This window comes from Xaviernesmea oryzae (genome assembly GCF_900109605.1).
GTDB classification, from domain to species: domain Bacteria; phylum Pseudomonadota; class Alphaproteobacteria; order Rhizobiales; family Rhizobiaceae; genus Xaviernesmea; species Xaviernesmea oryzae.
In genome coordinates, this window is the sequence record NZ_FOAM01000004.1 from 274308 (window position 1) to 296023 (window position 21716).

Consider the following 21716-nt stretch of genomic DNA (forward strand, 5'->3'; position numbering starts at 1 on the left):
GGGTGATTTTCTTCAGGAAAGATGCTATATACGCGCCTTGACGATTGAACGGGCGGCGTTACGGCCGACAGGTCTGAAGACAGACCGGTCTTGGCGCACGCGCTGGCATCAAGCAAAATTCTTCAACAATGCGAGGAGAGTACGACCATTCGCAGACCCTTTAAATCGGACGCCCCTGTCAAGGACGGACCCCGATCCAACAAGGAAATCCGGGTTCCCCGGGTGCAGCTCATCGATGCCGAAGGTGCAAACCAGGGCATCGTGCCGACCGACCAGGCGCTCCGCCTCGCGGAGGAAGCCGGTCTGGATCTCGTCGAGATCTCGCCGAACGCCGAACCGCCGGTGTGCAAGATCCTCGATCTCGGCAAGCTGAAATATTCATCGCAGAAAAAGGCCGCCGAGGCCCGCAAGAAGCAGAAGATCATCGAGATCAAGGAGATCAAGATGCGTCCGAACATCGACACCCATGATTATGAGGTGAAGATGCGGGCGATGAGCCGCTTCTTCGAAGACGGCGACAAGGTGAAGGTGACGCTGAAGTTCCGTGGCCGCGAAATGGCCCACCAGGAACTCGGCATGAAGCTTCTTCTGCAGGTGAAGGAAGACACCACCACCATCGCCAAGGTCGAAGCCGAGCCCAAGCTCGAGGGACGTCAGATGATGATGGTGCTCGCGCCGCGGTAATGCGCCGGCGCACCGCGTCGGGCGCCGCCGGCGGCTGAGCGCGACAGGAGCGCTCGCAGCCCCGCTTCGACATGTGCTTGAACAAGGCCGCTCCCAGGGAGATACCCTGAGCGGCCTTGTTGCATTCTGGCTGATCGGGATGAATGCTGGCGCACCGATACATCGATCGGGATCGCCACCTGCGGCCTTCACGCCGCGATCGGCTGCAATCGCGACGAAATGCGCCGCGAGCCGTTGCGCTTTCGCCCGGCTTCGGCTACAAGCCGCCGTCCGAACGGTCCGGCAGGGCATGCCGTGGCCGTTCTTCATGCTGGAGCCTGTCTCGTCAGCAGGCTCGAAACGAAGAAGAATGGAGTAGCAAAATGCCCAAGATGAAGACGAAATCCTCGGCCAAGAAGCGGTTCAAGATCACCGCCAGCGGCAAGGTTCTCGCAGCTGCCGCCGGCAAGCGCCACGGCATGATCAAACGGTCGAACAAGTTCATCCGCGACGCGCGTGGAACCATGGTTCTCGCCGAAGCCGATGGCAAGAAGATCGTCAAGAACTACTTGCCCAACGGTCTTTAAGACCCTCATCGGCCCAGGATTTTAAGGAGATCATTCCATGGCACGTGTAAAACGCGGCGTAACGTCCCACGCCAAGCATAAGAAGACGCTGAAGGCCGCCAAGGGCTTCTACGGCCGTCGCAAGAATACGATCCGCGCCGCCAAGGCTGCCGTCGATCGTTCGCGCCAGTTTGCCACGCGCGACCGTCGCGCCAAGAAGCGCAATTTCCGCGCTCTGTGGATCCAGCGCATCAACGCCGCCGTGCGCGAGCATGGCCTGACCTATGGCCGTTTCATCGATGGTCTGAACAAGGCCGGCATCGAAGTTGACCGCAAGGTTCTGTCCGACATGGCCATTCATGAAGCTGCTGCCTTCGGCGCGCTCGTCGAAGCCGCCAAGACCGCGCTCGCCTATCTCAAGGATACGGGCACGGCCAACGAGTTTGAAAGCGCGGTTCGCTAAGACCAGCGCTTCCCAAGCTATCGTTACTTTTGGGAAACCCGCGCTGGCGCTGAGCCGGCGCGGGTTTTTTCTTGGATCGTCACGCGTTGATCTGGCGGATCACGACGCGCTTTGAGCAAGCGGATGGGGAGAAGGGCCCGGTCATGCTTCAAGAGCTTGATGACACGGATGTTGAGAGAATGCTGGCCGCCCTTGCCGGCTCGTCCAAACGTGTCCAGCGTGTCGCTCTCTCGGGTGGTCGTGCGCTCTGGATCAAGCGTTACGAAGGTCTCACCCCATCGCTCCTGCGCGGCACGATGCTGCGGCGCTTGGCCGCCCGGCTTGGACCAAATGCGCGCATGCTCGCGCCCTCCCCGCGCCTGTCCGCGGAGGCTTCGGCCCAGGGTGAGAAGCGACGGATCGAGGCGCTGGCGGCAGCCGGCTTTCGCGTGCCCCGGATCCTCTACCAGGGTCCCGCAGCTTTGGTTCTGTCGGATCTCGGTCCAAATGTGCTCGCGTTGATGAAGGCGCTCAGCCCTGTGGATCCGCAAGGCCATGATGCCCTGTTGGTCCGCTGCGCCCGTGAACTTGGGCGGCTTCATGCTGCCGGGCTTTGCCATGGCCGGCCGCATCCGCGCGATTTCGCACTCGATTCTCAAGGCTTCGGCTTTCTGGATCTTGAAGAAGATCCGGCGGCCGTCATGCCCATGCCGCTCGCCCAGGCGCGCGACTTCTGGCTGCTGTTTCTCCAGGTCGCCAGCCGGGCGCTTGCGCGCGAAACGCTGGAGCAGGCGCTTGCCGCCTGGCGCGAGAATCGGCCGAATGCGGCCGAGACCGCGCTGGACGACATCATTCCCATGCTGGCGCGCTTCCTGCCACTTGCCCGTTTCGCCCTTCGGCTGAGGCGGGGCGCCGATATCGACCGTTTCATCCTGGCGACCGACTATCTTCGTTCGGCCGTCCTTCTTGCCCACCCACACGGCCAGACTGGCCAGAACAGGTTCACCACATGAGCGATCTCGCGCTTTTGGAAAGCACCCTGCTGAATGACATTGAGACGGCCGCCGACGAAGCAGCCATCGAAGCCGTGCGCGTCGGAGCGCTGGGCAAGAAGGGATCGGTCTCCGACCTTCTGAAGACGCTGGGCACCATGTCGCCGGAAGAGCGCCAGACGCGCGGTGCGGCGATCAACGCGCTGAAGACGCGGGTGAGCGACGCCATTGCGACGCGCAAGGCCGCGCTGAAGGATGCCGCAATCGCCGAGCGGCTGGCCCGCGAAACTCTCGACGTGACCCTGCCGGTGCGCTCCTCGCCGGCCGAGCGGGGCCGTATCCATCCCATCAGCCAGATCGTCGACGAGATCACCGCGATCTTCGCCGATATGGGCTTCTCGATCGCCGAGGGTCCGGATATCGAGACCGACTATTATAATTTCACCGCGCTGAATTTCCCCGAAGGCCATCCCGCGCGCGAGATGCACGACACGTTCTTCCTGCAGGCGGGCGACGGTGGCAACGAGCAGCGCGTGCTGCGCACCCATACCTCGCCGGTGCAGGTGCGCACCATGGAGCAGCAGGAGCCGCCGATCCGCATCATCATTCCCGGCAAGACCTATCGCCAGGACTCTGATGCCACTCATTCGCCGATGTTCCATCAGGTGGAAGGCCTGGTCGTCGACAAGACGGCCAATGTCGCCAATCTGCGCTGGGTGCTGACCGAATTCTGCAAGGCCTTCTTCGAGGTGGAAGACGTGACCATGCGCTTCCGCCCCTCTTTCTTCCCCTTCACCGAGCCGTCTTTCGAAGTCGATATCCAGTGCGATCGCTCTTCCGGCCCGATTGTCAAGTTCGGCGAGGGCAAGGACTGGATGGAGATCCTCGGCTGCGGCATGGTGCATCCGACCGTGCTGCGCGCCGGCGGCCTCGACCCCGATGTCTACCAAGGCTTTGCCTGGGGCATGGGCCTCGACCGCATCGCCATGCTGAAATACGGCATGCCGGACCTGCGCGACTTCTTCAACGCGGATGCGCGCTGGCTCTCCCATTACGGCTTTCGCCCGCTGGATATGCCGACGCTGTTTGGGGGATTGAGCGCGTAAGGAAGATATGAACCGCCGCATATCCATGTTGATGGAAATGGCGGGGAAGCCAAGGTCTGGCTGACGGACGTGAAACTGGCGGAAGCCGGCGGCTTTAGCCAAAGGGACCTTCGACGTATATTGGACGTGGTTGAGGAGCACAGGCTCATGATGCTGGAGGCATGGAATGACTATTTCGCATGATCCATACCCGGAAGCCGAACGTCCGGTGGAAGCTTGGTGCGATTTGCACGAGGTGCATGTGCGCCTTGCGGATGGGCGCCATGTCTCCACGCCTCTGTGGTGGTATCCGCGCCTCCTCAATGCGACCCCTGCACAGCGCAACAATGTCCATCTGATGCTGGCCGGTGTGCACTGGCCGGACGTGGATGAGGATCTGTCCATTCGTGGAATGCTTGCGGGATGGAAAGCACCCGGAGCCAAGGCGCCAGAGAAGGCGGCATGAGCCTTGCCAACACTTCTCATCTGGCAGGGTTACAAGTTCCGGTTCTATGCGCTTGATATGGGCGAACCTCCGCATATCCATGTCGTGAAGGACGGAAAATCATTGAAGGTCTGGCTGGAGACTGCGGCGGTGGCCCGGAATATTGGCTACAATGAACGGGAGGTCGACCGCCTGCTTGCGGTGATTTCGCAACACAGGGATCAATGGATCGAGGCATGGAATGGCTTCTTTGGAATTTGAAACCGAGGAGATGCGCCCGGTGAAAGCTTGGTGCTCCGCAGATGAGGTCCATGTGACGCTGGCAGATGGCCGCACCATTTCGACCCCTCTTTGGTGGTATCCGTTTCTTGGTGATCTCGATCCAGTAGCCCTCAACGAGATCGAATTGATGTATGAGGGGATCTGGTGGCCTGAGGTGGACGAGGGCATCTCCGTCCAAAGCATGTTCCTTGGCATCAAAGCGCCTGGGGCCAGGGCGCCGGAGAAAGCTGCCTGAGATGGAGACATGGCCTGCGGTAATTGCATTGATTATAAGCGGAATGGCGCTTGCTGTTTCTGCAATTACGGCTTGGTTGACCTTTTTTAGAATTGGAAAGCTGAGGATGACAAGGCCAAGCCTTATTTTCTTTGGCTACGATACAACCCCAGGAAAGCCAGATCCGAAGGTGTTCCTACGCGGACTATTATTTTCGACGTCCAAAAGAGGTCAGTTAATCGAGAATCTTTATGTGCGTCTGAAACGAGGAGAAGCCGCCCAAAATTTCTCGCTATGGTTCCATGGCGATAGCAACGGTCTTTCAGTGGGCGGCGGGCTTTTTGTCGGCTCTGATGGTGTAGCGACGAATCATCATTTCGTTCTCTCTTCGGACCAAAAGCATTTTTCGTTTCAACCTGGAATTCTTAGCTTGGAAGTTTTTGGGAATGTCGTCGGAAAGCAAACAGAACTTCTGTTTAAAACCGAACTAACTCTAACTTCAGAGCATGCGGAAGCTCTCAGCAATATCGATTGTGGTCTTCACTTCAATTGGGGACCCGAATCGCGAACATATTATGCTCACATCGACAGGCGTCCTGAGCGTCTGTCTTCCAAAGAACTCTTGGCACTCGCGTCAAGATCCGAAGAATTTGGTGCCCGGCAAGGAATAATGAAATGAAATTCACCCTCTCCTGGCTCAAGGACCATCTTGAGACCGACGCCGCGCTGGACGACATCTGCGAACGCCTGACCGCCATCGGTCTCGAAGTCGAGGATGTCGACGACAAGGCGGCCTTCAAGCCCTTCCTGATCGCCAAGGTGGTCTCGGCCGAGAAGCATCCGCAGGCCGACAAGCTGAAGGTGCTGATGGTCGATACCGGTGCCGGCCAGCCGGTGCAGGTCGTCTGCGGTGCGCCTAATGCGCGCGCCGGCCTGATCGGCGCCTTCGCCGCACCCGGCACCCATGTGCCCGGCCTCAATGTCACGCTTTCGGTCGGCACGATCCGAGGCGTGGAAAGCCGGGGCATGATGTGTTCGGAGAAGGAGCTTGAAATCTCCGACGATCATAACGGCATCATCGAACTGCCCGAGGATGCGCCTGTCGGCACCAGCTTCGCGTCCTATGCCGGCATCGACGACCCGGTCATCGAGATCAATCTGACGCCGAACCGGCCCGACTGCACCTCGATCCATGGCATTGCCCGCGATCTCGCCGCCGCCGGTCTCGGCCGGCTGAAGACCGCGCCGGCCCCGGCGCTGGCGCTTTCGGGCGAGACCCCGGTCAAGGTAAAGCTCGATCTCGACGATCCCGCGCTCTGCCCCGGCTTCGCGCTGCGCCTCGTCAAGGGTGTCCGCAATGGCCAGAGCCCGGAGTGGATGCGCCGCCGGCTGACATCCATCGGCCTGCGCCCGATCAACGCGCTTGTCGACATCACCAATTACATGACCTTCGATCAGGGCCGGCCGCTGCACGTCTTCGATGCCGCCAAGGTCAAGGGCGATCTCGTCGTGCGTCGCGCGAAGGACGGCGAGACCATGTTGGCGCTCGACACTCGCGAATACAAGCTTTCGGCCGCCAATGTGGTGATCGCCGATGAGAGCGGCGTGGAGTCGATCGGCGGCATTATGGGCGGCGAGCATTCCGGCTGCGATGAAACGACCACCGACGTGCTGATCGAATCGGCGCTGTGGGATCCGATGAACATCGCCAAGTCGGGCCGGGGCCTCGGTATCATCACCGATGCGCGCTACCGCTTCGAGCGCGGCGTCGATCCGGCCTATATGATCCCCGGCCTCGACCGCGCGACCGAGCTCGTGCTTCAGCTCTGCGGCGGCCAGCCTTGCGAGGCCGTTGTCGCCGGCAACGCCGAGATCCCGGCAAAGCAGGTCGATTTCCCCTATAGCGAGGTCAACCGCCTGACGGGCCTGACGATCGAGCCGGCGCAATCGCGCACGATCCTGGAAAAGCTCGGCTTCACCGTCGAGGACCAGGGCGAGCGGGCCCGCGTTACCGTGCCCTCCTGGCGGCCGGATGTGGATGGCAAGGCCGATCTGGTGGAAGAGGTCATGCGCATCCATGGCGTCGACCGCATCCGCCCTGCGCCGCTGGAGCGGCTCAACGCCGTCAATGGCCGTATCCTGACGCTCCTGCAGATCCGCACCCGTGCGGCCAAGCGGGCGCTGGCATCGCGCGGCATGCTGGAGGCCGTCACCTGGTCCTTCATCCCGAAGGAGCAGGCGATGCTCTTCGGCGGCGGCAAGCCGGAGCTGGCGCTGGTCAATCCGATCGCCGCCGATATGTCGGATATGCGCCCCTCGCTGCTGCCGGGCCTCATTGCAGCGGCCAAGCGCAATGCCGACAAGGGCTATGGCGATGTCGCGCTGTTCGAAGTCTCCGGCACCTATGAGAGCGACAAGCCGGAAGGCCAGCGGCGCGTGGCAGGCGGCCTGCGCCGGGGCACGGCGGGCCTTGCCGGCGCCGGGCGCTCCTGGTCGAACGGGCTGAAGGGCGGCGGCAAGCCGGTGGATGTCTACGAGGCCAAGGCCGATGCGCTGGCGGTTCTCGAAGCCTGCGGCGTGCCCATGGCCAATGTCCAGATCGAGGCCGGCGGTCCCTCCTGGTATCATCCGGGACGCTCGGGCACGATCAAATATGGCCCGAAGATCACGCTTGGCCACTTCGGCGAGTTTCATCCGAAGGTCTTGGAAGCGCTCGACGTTTCCGGCGCACTTTGCGGCTTCGAGGTCTTTGTCGACGCCCTGCCGGAACCGAAGAAGAAGGCGACCCGCACCAAGCCGGCGCTCGATCTCTCGCCCTTCCAGGCCGTGCGCCGCGACTTCGCCTTCGTGGTCGACCGCGCGGTGGAAGCCGGCGCGATCCTGAAGGCGGCCTCGACCGCAGACCGCAAGCTGATCTCCGGCGTCAATGTCTTCGACGTCTTTGAAGGCGGTGCGCTGGGCGAGGGCAAGAAGTCGGTGGCGATCGAGGTCACCATCCAGCCGGCCGAACGCACGCTGACGGATGAGGATTTCGAGGCCCTGACCGGCCGCATCGTCGCCAATGTCACCAAGGCGACCGGCGGCACCTTGCGCGCCTGAACGCTCTGATGCCATTGAAAAGCCCCGGCGGCCACCGCCGGGGCGTTGTCGTCTTAAGCTCTGCCGTCTCGGGAGGCGCGCTCATGCCGCCACCGGATCCAGCGCGCGGCGGTCCATGATCCGGTCAATCAGCCCCCATTCCAGCGCCTGCTCGGCGGTCATGAAGCGGTCGCGGTCCAGCGTGCGCTCCACCTCCTCCTCGCTGCGCCCGCAGTGCTGGGAGTAAAGCCGGATCATGCGGCGCTTGGTCTGCTGCATTTCCTCGGCATGGATCATGAAATCGGAGGCCTGGCCCTGAAATCCGCCGAGCGGCTGGTGGACATGCAAGCTGGCATTGGGCAGCGCTGCGCGATGGCCGGGCTCACCCGCCATCAGGAGAAACGATCCCATGGAGCGGGCCGTGCCCATGCAGAGCGTATGAACCGGCGCGCGGACGTAATGCATGGTGTCATACATCGCCAAACCGCTGGTCACGACGCCGCCGGGGGAGTTGATGTAGAGGTGGATCGGCCGCTTCGGGTCTTCCGCTTCCAGAAACAGGAGCTGGGCACAGACCAGCGCTGCCACCCCATCATTCACCTCGCCGTTCAGGAAGATGATCCGCTCGCGCAGGAGCCGGGAATAGATGTCGAAGGACCGCTCTCCGCGGCTGGACTGTTCGACGACCATAGGGACGAGTTGCATCGCTTCGCGCATCGGCGAATTCTCCTGTTTCAGGTTTTCAAACGAGAAGGGCTGGCCCGTCAGGCGGCGCGCAGCCGTGCCGTCAGGTTGGCATTGGCAGCTGGCGTTCGTGCCGCACGGAGCTTTGCCAGCTCGTGCACGATGCGGATATGAGTTCCGCCTTGCCGACCGGGCGAAAGGCGGATGGTGACATGGCTCTCCCGGAAGGGAGGCGCGCTCTCGCGCATGCGGTATCGAATCGCCTGACCGGGCTCGATCGGCGTTCCCTCCGCATCGACCAGATCGGCCGAAGGCAACCATTGCTCCCGCAGCGCCGGAATGCTGAGAGCCCGCCACACTTTCGGCTGTGGCGCATCCAGTTCACAATCGAACAGAAGAACGGCCTCTGTCGGAACGATGTCGGTCATTGATCCATCTCCGTCAAAAGCGTCTTCAGCGCCTCGATCCGAACCGGCCAGTAGGCACGGTATCGCGCAAGCCAGTCTGCGATCTGCGCCAACCCATCCGGATCCACCTGATATTCGACGAACCGGCCCTTGCGCTCTTCCCGCAACAGCCCGGCCTTGCGCAGCACTGCCAGATGCTGAGACATGGCCGGCTGACTGATCGCCATGCCCTCGCGCAGTGCACTCGCCGTCCGCCCGCCCTCAGCCAGCTTTTCGAAAATCGTCCGCCGCGTCGGGTCGGCCAGCGCCTTGAAGAGATCATCTGTCGTCATGCGCTTGAGATAAGCGCAGACTTATGAGTCGTGCAAGCGATTTATCGCCGGACGCGAGAGAAAGGCCTCGGTGCGTCACACCCGGTTCGGCAGAACCCGGTCCGGGGGGCGGTGGCCGTCGAAGAAGGTGCGGATGTTGATGATCACCTTTTCGCCCATGTCGATGCGGCTTTCCAATGTGGCGGAGCCCATGTGCGGAAGCAGGACGACGCGGCCTTCGGCCGCGAGCTTCACGAATTTGGGGTTGATGGCCGGTTCGTTTTCGAACACATCCAGCCCTGCCCCGGCAATGCGGCCTTCGCGCAGGCATTTGATCAGCGCGGTCTCGTCGACGATCCCGCCGCGCGCGGTGTTGACGATATAGCTCGTCGGCTGCATCAGCTGCAGGCGGCGGGCCGAGAGCAGATGGTAGGTGGCCGGCGTCGAGGGGCAATTGACCGAGACGATGTCCACCCGGGCCAGCATCTGGTCGAGGCTGTCCCAATAGGTCGCCTCCAGCGCCTCTTCCGTTTCGGCGCTGATGCGTTTGCGGTTGTGATAGTGGATCGACAGGCCGAAAGCCTTGGCCCGGCGGGCGACCGCCGTGCCGATACGGCCCATGCCGACAATGCCGATTCGCTTGCCGGAAATGCGCCGGCCGAGCATCCAGGTCGGCGACCAGCCGGCCCATTCTTGCCGCCGGTCGGCCAGAAGGCTCGCGCCTTCCGTCAGTCGGCGTGGCACCGCCAGAATCAGCGCCATGGTCATGTCGGCCGTGTCCTCGGTGAGGACATTCGGCGTGTTGGTAACGGTGATGCCCTTGGCGGCGGCTGCATCGACATCGATATTGTCGACGCCGTTGGAAAAGCTGGCGATCAGCTTCAATTGCGGCCCGGCCTGCTCGATCAGGGCGGCATCGATCCGGTCTGTTACGGTTGGCACCAGCACGTCGGCGCGCTGGACGGCGGAGACCAGTTCCGGCTGGCTCAAAGGCCGGTCGTCGATGTTCAGCTCCGCCTCGAACAGCTCGCGCATGCGCGTTTCCACCGGATCCGGCAGCTTGCGGGTGATGAAGACCTTCGGCTTTTTCTTCGACGTCATCGCAATTTTGTCCGGTCTTGTGTTGACGGCCTGTTAACCAGGATCGGTAATGTTCACCGGGTGATCCGAATCCAACATGTGCCCTTAAGGGCGCCGCAAAGAGCGGCCAATGGTGGATCCGGAACACGACAGCCTTCTATATGCGCCACAGACAATGCACATAGGATGCTGTTGGACTTTCAATCTGCTGCATAATTTTGGGTCGAACCCGACCTCAAGGAATGATGCAGGAGCGGCGCATTGTCTAGCAGACCGCCCCGTGAACTCAATCAAAACTCTCGACGGCGTCTTGGACCCGCGCCGGAGAGCCTGCTTTGCCCGCAAGGGCCGTACCAGCGGATTGCCGGTGCGAGACAGGGAGATCCGGGGCTCCGGCCCAGACGATGCAACCGTATGCGCCGCATGACGGCTTTCGATCCATGAGGGGTCGAAGGTGGCTGAATGCGCTGAAATTGGAGCCTCATGCCTGCGGTGTGCGCCACACCCGTGGGTTGGGCACCGCGAGGAAATGGATGTCCATGCGTCGGATCCCTGTCACCCTGCCCAGAGCCTCCTTCGTCCGGGTCTCGCTCATCAGGTGTGCCTTGCTGAGCGCAATCATGGCCCTTTCTCTCTTGAGCGGAACGGCACACGCTCAGGTGACCAAGGGCGCGAGCGGGCTGCCCCTGCCCCGGTTCGTCAGCCTGAAATCGCGCAGCGTCAACCTGCGCGTCGGGCCCAGTCTCGATTATGCCGTGTCCTGGCGCTATCTGAAGCCCGGCATTCCCGTCGAGATTATCCAGGAATATGAGAACTGGCGCCGGATTCGCGATGCCGAGGGCACGGAAGGCTGGGTCAACCAGGCCTTGCTTTCGGGCGAGCGCACGGCGCTGACAGCGCCTTGGATGCGGGGCAAGGGCTCGGGCGTCTTCGTCAACATGCGTCGCGAGGCGGCTTCTGGGGCCGGGATCGTCGCGCGGCTGGAGCCTGGCGTTATCGTGCATGTACGAGAATGCAATGGCGACTGGTGCCGCGCGGAAACGCAAGGGGTGGGCGGCTGGATTGCCCAGAGCGAGCTTTGGGGCGCCTATCCGGGCGAAGCCTTCAAATGACGGGCTTCGAACGAGCGAGGCCGGTTCTGCCTCGCTCGCTTGCACGCGCTGTCTTCGACGTCAGATCAATCCGGCGCGCGCGGCTTCGGTCTTAAGAGAGACCAGCGGGCGGGGACCGATCTGCTGGATGACGATCCCGGCTGCCAGGCTCCCGAGCTTGCCGCAGTCGGCCAGGCTGCGCCCGGCTGTGTAGCCGAAGAGAAAGCCCGCCGCATAGAGATCGCCGGCACCTGTTGTATCGACCAGCTGCGCGATCGGCAGGGGCTCCACCTTCACCCGCTCGCCACCCTTGAGGATGATCGACCCTTCCTCGGAAAGGGTGACGACCGCCAGCTTGCAATCGGCGGCGATGTCATTGAGCGCCACCTCGAAATCCTCGGTCTCGTAAAGCGCCAGGGCTTCGGCCTTGTTGGCGAAGACGATATCGACGGTTCCGGAGCGCATGAGATCGAGAAATTCGGCGCGGTAGCGGTGGACGCAGAAGCTGTCGGACAATGTCATCGCCACCTCGCGGCCATGCGCATGGGCGATGCGAGCCGCTTCGCGGATTGCATCCTTGGCGCGCGGCGGATCCCAGAGATAGCCTTCGAAATAGGTGACGGCGGAAGCGGCCACCACCTCCTCCTCGACATCCTCGGGCCCAAGCTCGACGCAGGCGCCGAGATAGGTGTTCATCGAACGCTCGCCATCCTCGGTGACGAAGATCATCGAACGGGCGGTGGGCGGCGTGTCGCTCAGGGGCGCGGTCTTGAAATGCACGCCTTGGGCGCGGATGTCATGAGCGAAGATCTCGCCGAGTTGGTCGTTGCAGACCTTGCCGAAATAGGCCGCGCGCCCGCCCAAGCTCGCCACACCAGCCGCCGTATTGCCGGCGCTGCCGCCTGAGGCTTCGACCGCAGGTCCCATGCGCGAATAAAGCAGCGTCGCCCGTTCCGCATCGATCAGGTTCATTGCGCCCTTGATGATGGCATTGTCGTTGAGGAAGGCGTCGTCGCAGCGCGCAATGATGTCGACGATGGCATTGCCGATCGTCAGCACGTCGAAATGGGTCATGAAGTCCGATCCGCTCGATAAGGCAAGCCGGGGGTCGCCGGCCGTCGAAAACAGCCTCCGCGCTATCCCATCTCGTCCGAAAAGGAAAATGGTTTGTACGGCAGTCATAAAGTTAGATCATTCTGATATGTCGATATCGAATCCTGAGACTAGACAGGCCAGATTGCCGGGCTCGGCCCGCCTTGCGAAAACACGGCCGCGCATGCCATGGCTATGGCCGTTTCGGGAGGAGCGACGAAACGGCAAGACCACGAGGCCAACATGAACGGTTCAGCGCAAGAGGCGCGCATCTCAACGGGGCTTACGCTCATTCTGGCGGCAGCTTGCGGGCTGATCGTCGCCAATCTCTATTATGCTCAGCCCTTGGTCGGGCCGATCAGCCAGAGCCTGGGCCTGTCGCCTTCGGCCAGCGGCCTGATCGTCACCTTGACCCAGATCGGCTATGGGCTCGGCCTGCTGCTGATCGTCCCGCTCGGCGACCTCGTCGAAAACCGCCGGCTGATCCTGATCATGCTGCTGCTCGATGCCGTTGCCGTCCTCGGTGCGGGCCTGCTCGGCCAGGCGGCCAGTTTTCTCACCGCTGCGCTGCTGATCGGCCTCTGCTCGGTGGCGGTGCAGATCATCGTGCCCTATGCATCGGCTATGGTGGCGCCCGAGGCCCGCGGCCGTGTGGTGGGCAATGTGGTCAGCGGGCTTCTGTTCGGCATCATGTTCGCCCGGCCGGTCGCGAGCCTGATCGCCAGCGTTGCCTCCTGGCATGCCGTCTTCTTCCTGTCGGCGGCTGTTCTCGTCGGCCTTGCCGTGGTTCTCGCCCGCACCCTGCCGGAGCGCCGGCCAGCCGGCAGTCTCGGCTATTTCGCTCTGCTTGCCTCGATGAAGGACCTGGCGCTCCACACGCCCGTGCTGCAGCGGCGCGCCGCCTACCAGGCTGGCCTGTTTGCCGCCTTCAGCCTGTTCTGGACGGTGACGCCGCTGGAGCTCGCCGGTCCGGAGTTCGGCCTGTCGCAACGCGCCATCGCGCTTTTCGCCCTGGCTGGTGCGGCGGGGGCGATTGCGGCTCCCATTGCCGGCAGGCTCGCGGATCTTGGCTTGAGCCGGATCACGACGCGCGTAGCGCTGATCATGGCAACGCTCTCCTTCCTGCTCACCTATCTCGCGCCCGCTGGCTCGTCCATGTCGCTCGCGCTGTTCACACTCGCCGCCATCCTGCTCGATGCCGGGGTCTCGACCTCGCTGGTGCTGGGGCAGCGGGCGATCTACACGCTGGGCGAGGCCCAGCGTGGGCGGTTGAACGGACTGTTCATGGCAACGTTCTTCATGGGTGGCGCGCTAGGCTCGGCGCTCGGCGCTTATGCCTATGCCCATGGCGGATGGCTCGCGGCCTCGCTTCTCGGCTTAGCCCTACCGGCTGCCGCCCTTGCCTTCTCCCTGACGGAAAAGCGTTAGAGCGTCGGACTGAAAATCTTACGCAGTCTGACGCTCTCAATTTTTATTTTCGCATCGGATTTTTCCGAAAACCGGTTCCCACTTTTCGGTCCGATGCTCTAAGGCGCCGACTTTCAAAGCCCTTGCCTGCCTCTTCTTCCACCGTGGGAGAGGAGGCTGCCTATTCGACTGGCCCGTCACCGACAGGCAGAGGCCCGTTTGGAGGCCATTCGACCAGCGGCGCCGGCACGGCATTGGTCTTCTCGTCGGCCTTACAGAGATCGGCGATGACGCAGCGCTCGCATTCCGGCCGGCGGGCCTTGCAGACATAGCGCCCATGCAGGATCAGCCAATGATGGGCATGGAACAGGAAGTGATCGGGGATCACCCGGATCAGCCGCTCCTCCACCTCGTCGGGCGTCTTGCCCGGCGCGAGCTTCAGCCGGTTGGCAAGCCTGAGGATGTGGGTATCGACCGCAAGCGTCGGCTGGCCGAAGGCCATGGAGAGTACGACATTGGCTGTTTTGCGCCCAACGCCGGGCAGGCGCACCAGCTCCTCGCGCGTGCGCGGCACCTCGCCGCCGAACTCGCGCACCAGCATCTCGCTGAGCGCAATCACGTTCTTGGCCTTGTTGCGGTAGAGGCCGATGGTCTTGATATAATCGCGCACCCTCTCCTCGCCCAGCGCCAGCATCTTCTCCGGCGTGTCGGCGACCTTGAACAGCGCCCGCGTCGCCTTGTTGACACCGACATCGGTCGCCTGGGCGGAGAGCGCCACGGCCACGACGAGCGTGAAGGGGTTGACATGGTCCAGCTCACCCTTGGGCTCCGGCCGCTGGACAGAGAAGCGGTGGAAGATCTCCTCGATCTCCGCGCGGGAATAAGCGGTGCGCACGCGTGCCTTCCCCGCGCCGCGCCGGGGCGTGGCACGCGCGGCCTTTTCCGGCATGGCCTGAGGGGCCGCGCTGCGGCGGGGTGATGGGTCCATATCGTCTGACAGGGCAGCGGGTGCTTTGATCTTCGGCATGGCTCTTCCTATACCAAGCCAGCAGACGCACCGCACGGGCCTTTTCGATCCAAGATGGAAGACGCATGCATGGCCCAAGCCATGCAGATCGTTTTCCTGTAGGATCTCAGGCCATGCATGGCGAACCTCCTGTGATCAACCCCAATGAGCAGCCGGTCTTTGAGGCCGAGTTGCACGCGCACCGTTCGCTCGGGGCCAAGGGCACGCGCGTACTTGTCACGCTCGCTATCCTGCTCAGCCTTGGTCACACCACGCTGTTCCTCGCCATCGGCGCCTGGCCCGTTCTGCCGTTCTTCGGGCTGGACATCCTGCTCCTGCTCGGCGCCGTCTGGATGAGCCACCGGGCCGGGCGGGCGCGGGAGGAAGTGCGCATTTCCCGCATCGATATTTCTCTACGCAAGTTTTCGCCCGGTGGGGCGATGGTGGAGCATCGCTTCAATCCCTTTTCCACGCGGCTCGATGTTGCCCGCGATTCCGAGATCGGCATCACCGCCATGCATCTGGCCGAGCGGGGCCGGATGGTGCCGATCGGCGCCTTTCTCAATCCCGAGGACCGCGAAAGCTTCGCGACCGCCTTTTCGCGGGCACTTGCCGAGGTCAGGCATTGAGCTCTCTGACCTATCTCCAAGAAACGGGTGGCGACGGAGTGCCTTGCCGCATAATTTGCAGGCTTCACCTGCGCAGCACCTGTCTCGGGAGAGATGATCATGACGCTTGCCGCCACGCTTCAGACCGAAATTCTGCCTTCGGCGGCGGATTACGAGACCGTTTGCCGGACGATCGAAATCTTGACCGTCGACTATCGGGCACAGCCGAGCCTGGACGATCTCGCACACAAGCTTGGCCAGTCGCCGACCGAGCTGCAGAAGACCTTTTCGCGCTGGGCAGGCCTTTCGCCCAAGGCCTTTCTCCAGGCGGTAACGCTCGATCACGCCAAGCGGCTGCTCGGGCAGGAAGGCCTGCCGCTGCTCGAAGCCAGTATCGAACTCGGCCTATCCGGCCCCGGTCGGCTGCATGATCTCTTCACGACCCATGAGGCCATGTCACCAGGCGAATGGAAGGCGCGCGGTGCGGGGCTAACGATCCGCTACGGCTTTCATCCCTCCCCCTTTGGCCAGGCGCTGGTGATGATCACCGATCGCGGCCTGGCAGGGCTGGCCTTTGCCGATTCCGGCGGGGAGACGGCCTGTTTCGACGATATGGCACGCCGGTGGCCGGACGCCAACTTCACCGAGGATCAGGCGGCCACGGCACCAATGATCGGCCGGATCTTCGATCCGGCCCGATGGCGGCCGGAAGAGCCGTTGCGGGTGGTGCTGATCGGTTCGGATTTTCAGGTGCGGGTGTGGCAGGCGCTGCTGGATATTCCGCTCGGCCGGGCCGAGACCTATTCGGCCATCGCCGCGCGCATCGGCAGCCCCAAGGCGTCGCGCGCCGTAGGGGCAGCGATCGGGCGCAACCCCATTTCCTTCGTCGTGCCCTGCCATCGCGCGCTCGGCAAGGGCGGCGCGCTGACAGGCTATCACTGGGGCTTGACGCGCAAGCGCGCTATGCTCGGCTGGGAAGCCGGGGCGATTGGCGGCTGAGCGCGGCCTGAACCGGCTTGTCCATAAGCCGGTTCGGCTTTGCCATTGAGAGGCTCAATGCGCGCCGGACATATCGCCAAGCACAACCTTCGAGGCGACGGAGGAGTCGGCATTGAGGGTGTAGACCATCGGCACGCCGGTGGCGAGGTTGAGCTTGAGGATCTCCTCGCGGGTCAGCCGGTCGAGCACCATGACCAGCGCGCGCAGCGAATTACCATGGGCGGCCACCAGAACCTTCTGGCCGGAAAGCACGCGCGGCAGGATGTCGGTCAGGTAATAGGGCCAGACGCGGGCGCCGGTGTCACGCAGCGATTCGCCGCCGGGCGGTGCGATATCATAGGAGCGGCGCCAGATATGGACCTGCTCCTCGCCCCATTTGGCGCGGGCATCGTCCTTGTTGAGGCCGGAGAGATCGCCATAGTCGCGCTCGTTCAGCGCCTGATTGCGGATCGTTTCCAGATCGCTCTGGCCGACGGCATCGAGCACGAATTGGCAGGTGCGCTGGGCACGGGTGAGCGCCGAGGTGAAGGCGATGTCGAACTTGATGCCGGTATCGGCGAGCGCCTTGCCGCCGGTCTTGGCCTCTTCCACGCCGAGCTCGGTCAGATCGGGATCGCGCCAGCCGGTGAACAGGTTCTTCAGGTTCCAGTCGCTCTGGCCGTGACGGACGAGAACAAGGGTTCCGCTCATGAATGACGTTCCTTCGAGGTGTTGACGGTGAGGCTTGAGTTTGGTTTCGCGCCCGCCTTGGCGGGCGCTGCACAGGATCAGTTCAATCCGAGAACGTCCGGCATCGTATAGAGGCCCGGCTTTTTGTCACGCGCCCAAAGTGCTGCAGTGACAGCGCCGCGCGCGAAGATCGCCCGATCGGTGGCGCGATGCGAGAGCACGACGTCCTCCCCGGCACCGGCCAGGAAGACGGAATGCTCGCCGACCACGGAGCCGCCTCGCAGCGTGGCAAAGCCGATGGCACCTGCCGGCCGGGCGCCGGTATGGCCGTCGCGCACGCGCACGGAATGACCGGCAAGCGCGATCCCGCGTCCGCGCGCCGCTGCCTCGCCTAGAAGCAGCGCCGTGCCGGAGGGCGCATCGACCTTGTGGCGATGGTGCATTTCCAGAATTTCGATATCCCAATCATCGGGGCCAAGCGCGCGGGCCGCGGTTTCGGTCAGGGCGGCAAGCAGTGTCACGCCAAGGCTCATATTGCCCGACTTGACGATGCGCGCATGGCGGGCGGCAGCGGCGAATTTTTCATCGTCGGTCGGCGAGCAGCCAGTGGTGCCGAGGACATGGACGATGCGCGCCTGGGCGGCGATCTCAGCGAATTCGACCGAAGTTTCCGGCCGGGTGAAGTCGATCACGCCATCGGCTTCGAGCAAGCCCTTCAACGGATCGTCGGTGACTGCGAGACCGATCGGTCCGAGACCGGCAATCTCACCGGCATCACGGCCGATGAAGGGCGAGCCGGGCCGGCCAATGGCGGCATGCAGAACGGCACCCGGCGTCTGATGGATGACGCGAATCAGCGCCTGGCCCATGCGGCCGGACGCGCCTGCGACCACGAGCTTCATGTCGTTGAGACTCATTCGGCAGGCTCCTCATGGGTGGGCGCTGCGGCGTCCGACGCCGCCGAGGAGACCGGCGGCAGCACGGCAAGCGGCGCCTGAAGATTGTGCAGCCGGGCATAGAGACCGTCCGGCTTGGCGGCCAGTCCGTCGTGCGTGCCCTCTTCCACGACCAGGCCATCGCGCATCACCACGATCTTGTCGGCGTTGACGATGGTGGAGAGACGGTGGGCGATGACGACGACGGTGCGTCCCTCCATCGCATGATCGAGTGCCTTCTGCACGGCGGCTTCCGATTCGGTGTCGAGCGCCGAGGTGGCTTCGTCGAGCAGAAGGATCGGCGCATTGCGTACCAGCGCGCGTGCGATCGATAGACGCTGGCGCTGCCCGCCCGAAAGCGTCACGCCGTTTTCGCCGACCGGCGTGTCATAGCCCTGGGGCTGGGCCATGATGAAGTCATGGGCATAGGCAAGCCTTGCCGCATCCTCCACCTCGGCATCCGTGGCGCCTTCGCGGCCGTAGCGGATATTGTCGCGGATCGTGCCTTCGAAGAGGTAGGGCTGCTGTGAGACGTAAGCGAGCTGCGCGCGCAGCGAGGCCTTGGTGACATCGAGAATGTCCTGGCCGTCGATCAGGATCTGCCCGCCCGTGGGGTCGTAGAAGCGGGGGATCAGGCCGATCACCGTGGTCTTGCCCGCACCGGAGGGACCGACCAGCGCGGTGGTCTTGCCGCCTTCGGCCACGAAGCTGACGCCCTTCAGGATCATGTCGCCGCCTTCGGCATAGGCGAAGGTGACGTCGCGGAATTCGATGGTCGCCATGCCGACATGCAGCGCGGTCGCGCCCGGCTTGTCGCGCTGATGCGGCATGGTGTCCAGCACCTCATAGATCATCCGGGCATTGACGACGGCGCGTTCGAGAGAAACCTGGAGACGGGCAAGCCGGCGCGCCGGATCATAGGCCATCAAAAGCGCGGTGACGAAGGAGAAGAAGGCGCCGGGCGGCACGTTGTCATAGATCGCGCGGAAGGCGGCATAGGCAAGCACGCTGGAGATCGCGAGGCCTGCGAAAGTCTCGGTCATCGGTGCGGTGCGCTCGGAGAGGCGGGCGATGCGGTTGGCGCGGTTTTCCGCCCGGTCGATGATTTCTTCGACCTTGCCGCGCAGCTGGTCCTCCATGGTGAAGGCCTTGACGATCGAGATGCCCTGGATCGTTTCCTGCATGGCGCCGAGCACGTGGCTGTTGATCTCCACCGATTCGCGCGTTGCCTGGCGCAGACGGCGCGAGACATAGCGCAGGCCGAGCAGCAGCGGCGGGGCGACCACGAAGACGATCAGTGTCAGCAGCCAGTCCTTGGAGATCATCACGCCGATCAGCGCGATCAGCGTCAGAAGATCGCGCGCGAGCGAGGTCACCGTCATGTTCAAAACATCGCGGATGCCCGAGACGTTCTGGCTGATCTTGGCGGAAATCCGCGCCGAGCGCGTGTCGGTATAATAGCCGACCGACAGCGCCATCAGATGCGAATAAAGCCGGCGCTGATAGCTGGCGACGATATTGTTGCCGATCTTCGACAGCGCCACGGCCTGGCCATAAGTGGCGAAGCCGCGAATGAGGAAGGAAAAGAAGATCGCCGCGCAGATCAGGAGAACCATGTCGGCGCGCTTGTTGGCGAAGGCTTCGTTGACGACCGATTCCATGATCCAGGCGGCAAAGGCCGTGGAGGCGGCGATGATGCCGAGACAGACGATGGCGAAAAGATAGCCGCTCAGATGAGCCCGGCCATTTTCGCTCACGACCCGCTTGAGGACACTCGTAATGGTTTCGGTGTCGACGGAAACGTGCTTGGTCTTGTTGTCTTTCAATGCGCCTATCCTTGAGGGCCTTGATTGCGATCGGTGCGCGGCGGCGTCCTCAGCCGCCGCTCCTATAATCGCTTGGCACGGTTTTGGCGAGTCTCGGCCCTTTCAGGCCCTTTAATCGGCCTTTGACGGGGCAGATCAAGGCCGCCAGCAGCGACCTTCCGTGGTGAGTCCGAAGCGTTCCGGCGCACGGGCATAGGCCGAGAGACCGGAAAGCGCGGCGGCGGGATGGGTCACCACGAAGCTCGGAATGCTCTTCAGCAGCGCCGAATGCGGCGCCTTGTCTTCAAAGGCGGCACGGAAGTCCGGCCCCTGCAGCGCCGGCAGGATCTTCTGCGCGATGCCGCCAGCCAGGAACACGCCGCCGCGCGCCATGAAGACCATGGCCATGTCGCCGGCGACGCGGCCGAGATAGGTGGCAAAGAGGCGCAGCGTTTCTTCCGCCGCCGGATCGGCATGAGCGAGCGCCGCCTGGGTCACCTCGGCCGGATCGGCATAAAGCGAAGGCTTGCCGTCGGCAGCGCAGATCGCGCGATAGAGATTGAGCAGGCCCCGGCCGCAGAGGATCTGCTCGCCGGAAATGCGCCCTTCGATGACCTCCAGATGCGGCCAGATCGCGAGATCGCGGGGCGTGCGCGGCCCGAGATCGACATGGCCGCCTTCACCGGGAACCGGAAACCAGGTCTGGCGCGCATGCACGAGGCCAGCCACGCCGAGGCCGGTGCCGGGGCCCAGAACCACGCAGGAATGATCGGTCAGCGCCTCGCCGCCGCCGATCTTCGCGCGGTTTGCCTCGGACAGATCGGCCACGGCCAGCGCCTGTGCCTCGAAGTCGTTGATGACGATCACCTCGGCGAGGTCAAGCGCGGCGATCATGTCCTTTGGGCGGATCACCCATCCGGCATTGGTCAAAGGAATCTCATCACCCTTGATGGGGCCCGCGACCGCGATGATCGCGGAGCGCGGACGCGGCCGGTCCTTGGGCAGGACCCCGGTCAGCAGCGCTTCCTCGATGCTCTTATAGCCGCCGGTCGGGACGATCGGGAAAAGATGCGGCTCGGAACCGGCATCGGCGATCAGGCCGAAGCGGGCATTGGTGCCGCCAATATCGCCGATCAGGATCGGAAAGGCGAGGCCGGCGGTGATGTCGTCATCGGTGGGCAGGGACATGGACGGTTCCGTGGAGTGAAGCTGGCGTTAAAGCGCGTCGCGATCGCTTGGATCCGCTTACACGCTTCCTATCCTTGTTTCGGCGTATGTCGTTCTCGCAAAGCCGCTTACAGCATCCTGCGTCCAACAACACGCACAAGACTGTAGCATTTTCAGCCTCCCGCACATGCCTGACTGGGCGGTTCCGGCCCAAGCACATGTGAGATGAGCCTGCTTGCAAGGCATGGCGTCAGTCTATCAGGCTTGCGAGAAGACGTTCAACTGCTCGGCCGTGGCCCGGTTGAGCGCCATGGGAATGTCATAAACGGTGGCAAGGCGCATCAAGGCCTTGACGTCGACATCATGCGGCATGGCTGTCAAGGGATCGGTGAAGAAGATCAGCATGTCCACCTCACCCGTGGCAATCATTGCGCCGATCTGCTGATCGCCGCCGAGCGGGCCACTTTTCAGCCGGGTTACCGACAGGCTGGGGCAGGCCTCCTGCACCCGCGCTCCGGTCGTGCCGGTGGCAACGATGCGATAGCCCGCCAGAACGCGCTCATGCGCGCGCGCGAAATCGGCGAGATCCTGCTTCTTCTCGTCATGGGCGATCAGCGCGATGCAGTGCATGCCGGCCATCCATCCTCCTTCACCGCGCCGGCTCAGCCGGCTGCGTGACCTTTGTCAC

Annotated in this window: 26 protein-coding genes; 15 read left to right on the forward strand and 11 right to left on the reverse strand. The window is 63.3% G+C overall.

Features of this window, described 5'->3' with window-relative positions; translation table 11 throughout:
* Positions 1-147 precede the first annotated feature (147 nt).
* From infC to pheT, 11 genes are all read left to right on the forward strand, one after another.
* Complete coding sequence (gene infC / locus BMX61_RS06755; protein WP_083639527.1) at positions 148-684, forward strand: translation initiation factor IF-3; 537 nt, start codon at positions 148-150, stop codon at positions 682-684.
* Positions 685-1046: 362 nt separating this feature from the next.
* Positions 1047-1250 (forward strand): 50S ribosomal protein L35, encoded by a 204-nt coding sequence (gene rpmI, locus BMX61_RS06760; RefSeq protein WP_075628421.1) that lies wholly within the window; start codon positions 1047-1049, stop codon positions 1248-1250.
* Positions 1251-1287: 37 nt separating this feature from the next.
* Positions 1288-1692: a 50S ribosomal protein L20 gene (gene rplT, locus BMX61_RS06765; protein ID WP_075628420.1), complete on the forward strand. Its 405-nt coding sequence runs from the start codon at positions 1288-1290 to the stop codon at positions 1690-1692.
* Between the two features lie 179 nt (positions 1693-1871).
* On the forward strand, positions 1872-2684 hold the full coding sequence (locus BMX61_RS06770; RefSeq protein ID WP_083639504.1) for a BUD32 family EKC/KEOPS complex subunit: 813 nt from the start codon (positions 1872-1874) through the stop codon (positions 2682-2684).
* A complete protein-coding gene (gene pheS, locus BMX61_RS06775; RefSeq protein ID WP_075628418.1) occupies positions 2681-3769 on the forward strand; it encodes a phenylalanine--tRNA ligase subunit alpha in 1089 nt (362 codons plus the stop codon). Before BMX61_RS06770 ends, pheS begins: the two co-directional genes overlap by 4 nt.
* 69 nt (positions 3770-3838) lie before the next feature.
* Positions 3839-3952 (forward strand): DUF4160 domain-containing protein, encoded by a 114-nt coding sequence (locus tag BMX61_RS06780; RefSeq protein WP_234794618.1) that lies wholly within the window; start codon positions 3839-3841, stop codon positions 3950-3952.
* Positions 3936-4214 carry a DUF2442 domain-containing protein gene (locus tag BMX61_RS06785; RefSeq protein ID WP_075628417.1) on the forward strand — a complete coding sequence of 93 codons (279 nt, stop codon included), beginning with the start codon at positions 3936-3938 and terminating at the stop codon, positions 4212-4214. The genes BMX61_RS06780 and BMX61_RS06785 overlap by 17 nt, the downstream gene beginning before the upstream one ends.
* A 3-nt stretch (positions 4215-4217) precedes the next feature.
* On the forward strand, positions 4218-4454 hold the full coding sequence (locus tag BMX61_RS06790; protein ID WP_075628416.1) for a DUF4160 domain-containing protein: 237 nt from the start codon (positions 4218-4220) through the stop codon (positions 4452-4454).
* The gene (locus BMX61_RS06795) at positions 4435-4710 is read left to right on the forward strand and encodes a DUF2442 domain-containing protein (RefSeq protein WP_075628415.1); all 276 of its coding nucleotides are present in this window, start codon (positions 4435-4437) and stop codon (positions 4708-4710) included. Before BMX61_RS06790 ends, BMX61_RS06795 begins: the two co-directional genes overlap by 20 nt.
* Position 4711: 1 nt before the next feature.
* Complete coding sequence (locus tag BMX61_RS24260; RefSeq protein ID WP_139198885.1) at positions 4712-5368, forward strand: hypothetical protein; 657 nt, start codon at positions 4712-4714, stop codon at positions 5366-5368.
* Positions 5365-7788 carry a phenylalanine--tRNA ligase subunit beta gene (pheT, locus tag BMX61_RS06800; protein ID WP_075628414.1) on the forward strand — a complete coding sequence of 808 codons (2424 nt, stop codon included), beginning with the start codon at positions 5365-5367 and terminating at the stop codon, positions 7786-7788. The genes BMX61_RS24260 and pheT overlap by 4 nt, the downstream gene beginning before the upstream one ends.
* Before the next feature lie 81 nt (positions 7789-7869).
* On the opposite strand, the gene BMX61_RS06805 is transcribed toward pheT, so the two are convergent.
* The 4 genes from BMX61_RS06805 to BMX61_RS06820 all read right to left on the reverse strand — a co-directional run bounded on the left by BMX61_RS06805 (position 7870) and on the right by BMX61_RS06820 (position 10270).
* Positions 7870-8484, reverse strand: a complete 615-nt coding sequence (locus BMX61_RS06805) for an ATP-dependent Clp protease proteolytic subunit (protein ID WP_075628413.1) — start codon at positions 8482-8484, stop codon at positions 7870-7872.
* Positions 8485-8531: 47 nt separating this feature from the next.
* Positions 8532-8879 (reverse strand): SRPBCC family protein, encoded by a 348-nt coding sequence (locus BMX61_RS06810; protein WP_075628412.1) that lies wholly within the window; start codon positions 8877-8879, stop codon positions 8532-8534.
* The gene (locus BMX61_RS06815; protein ID WP_075628411.1) at positions 8876-9190 is read right to left on the reverse strand and encodes an ArsR/SmtB family transcription factor; all 315 of its coding nucleotides are present in this window, start codon (positions 9188-9190) and stop codon (positions 8876-8878) included. Before BMX61_RS06815 ends, BMX61_RS06810 begins: the two co-directional genes overlap by 4 nt.
* Before the next feature lie 75 nt (positions 9191-9265).
* Positions 9266-10270 (reverse strand): 2-hydroxyacid dehydrogenase, encoded by a 1005-nt coding sequence (locus BMX61_RS06820; protein ID WP_075628410.1) that lies wholly within the window; start codon positions 10268-10270, stop codon positions 9266-9268.
* 599 nt (positions 10271-10869) lie between these two features.
* On the opposite strand from BMX61_RS06820, the gene BMX61_RS06825 reads away from it, so the two are divergent.
* Positions 10870-11361 carry an SH3 domain-containing protein gene (locus BMX61_RS06825; RefSeq protein ID WP_075628409.1) on the forward strand — a complete coding sequence of 164 codons (492 nt, stop codon included), beginning with the start codon at positions 10870-10872 and terminating at the stop codon, positions 11359-11361.
* Positions 11362-11421: 60 nt separating this feature from the next.
* Here BMX61_RS06825 and BMX61_RS06830 read toward each other — a convergent pair whose 3' ends face one another.
* The gene (locus BMX61_RS06830; RefSeq protein WP_075628408.1) at positions 11422-12414 is read right to left on the reverse strand and encodes an adenosine kinase; all 993 of its coding nucleotides are present in this window, start codon (positions 12412-12414) and stop codon (positions 11422-11424) included.
* Positions 12415-12675: 261 nt separating this feature from the next.
* On the opposite strand from BMX61_RS06830, the gene BMX61_RS06835 reads away from it, so the two are divergent.
* A complete protein-coding gene (locus BMX61_RS06835) occupies positions 12676-13860 on the forward strand; it encodes an MFS transporter (protein ID WP_075628407.1) in 1185 nt (394 codons plus the stop codon).
* Positions 13861-14020: 160 nt separating this feature from the next.
* Here the strand turns inward: BMX61_RS06835 and nth are convergent, their stop codons facing one another.
* Positions 14021-14788, reverse strand: coding sequence for an endonuclease III (nth, locus tag BMX61_RS06840; protein WP_234794622.1), 768 nt, complete (start codon positions 14786-14788; stop codon positions 14021-14023).
* A gap of 191 nt (positions 14789-14979) precedes the next feature.
* Here nth and BMX61_RS06845 point away from each other — a divergent pair, with 191 nt between their 5' ends.
* Positions 14980-15474 carry a DUF2244 domain-containing protein gene (locus BMX61_RS06845; protein ID WP_075628406.1) on the forward strand — a complete coding sequence of 165 codons (495 nt, stop codon included), beginning with the start codon at positions 14980-14982 and terminating at the stop codon, positions 15472-15474.
* 93 nt (positions 15475-15567) lie between these two features.
* On the forward strand, positions 15568-16452 hold the full coding sequence (locus BMX61_RS06850; protein WP_407703745.1) for a methylated-DNA--[protein]-cysteine S-methyltransferase: 885 nt from the start codon (positions 15568-15570) through the stop codon (positions 16450-16452).
* Between the two features lie 54 nt (positions 16453-16506).
* On the opposite strand, the gene BMX61_RS06855 is transcribed toward BMX61_RS06850, so the two are convergent.
* The 5 genes from BMX61_RS06855 to BMX61_RS06875 all read right to left on the reverse strand — a co-directional run bounded on the left by BMX61_RS06855 (position 16507) and on the right by BMX61_RS06875 (position 21667).
* Positions 16507-17142 (reverse strand): 2,3-bisphosphoglycerate-dependent phosphoglycerate mutase, encoded by a 636-nt coding sequence (locus tag BMX61_RS06855; RefSeq protein ID WP_075628405.1) that lies wholly within the window; start codon positions 17140-17142, stop codon positions 16507-16509.
* Positions 17143-17219: 77 nt separating this feature from the next.
* A complete protein-coding gene (gene dapB / locus BMX61_RS06860) occupies positions 17220-18038 on the reverse strand; it encodes a 4-hydroxy-tetrahydrodipicolinate reductase (protein WP_075628404.1) in 819 nt (272 codons plus the stop codon).
* The gene (locus BMX61_RS06865; RefSeq protein WP_075628403.1) at positions 18035-19882 is read right to left on the reverse strand and encodes an ABC transporter ATP-binding protein; all 1848 of its coding nucleotides are present in this window, start codon (positions 19880-19882) and stop codon (positions 18035-18037) included. The genes dapB and BMX61_RS06865 overlap by 4 nt, the downstream gene beginning before the upstream one ends.
* A gap of 135 nt (positions 19883-20017) precedes the next feature.
* Entirely contained in the window at positions 20018-21043 is a 1026-nt protein-coding gene (locus BMX61_RS06870) for a glucokinase (RefSeq protein ID WP_407703750.1), read from the reverse strand.
* A gap of 243 nt (positions 21044-21286) precedes the next feature.
* Positions 21287-21667, reverse strand: a complete 381-nt coding sequence (locus BMX61_RS06875; protein WP_075628401.1) for a methylglyoxal synthase — start codon at positions 21665-21667, stop codon at positions 21287-21289.
* Positions 21668-21716: the final 49 nt, after the last annotated feature.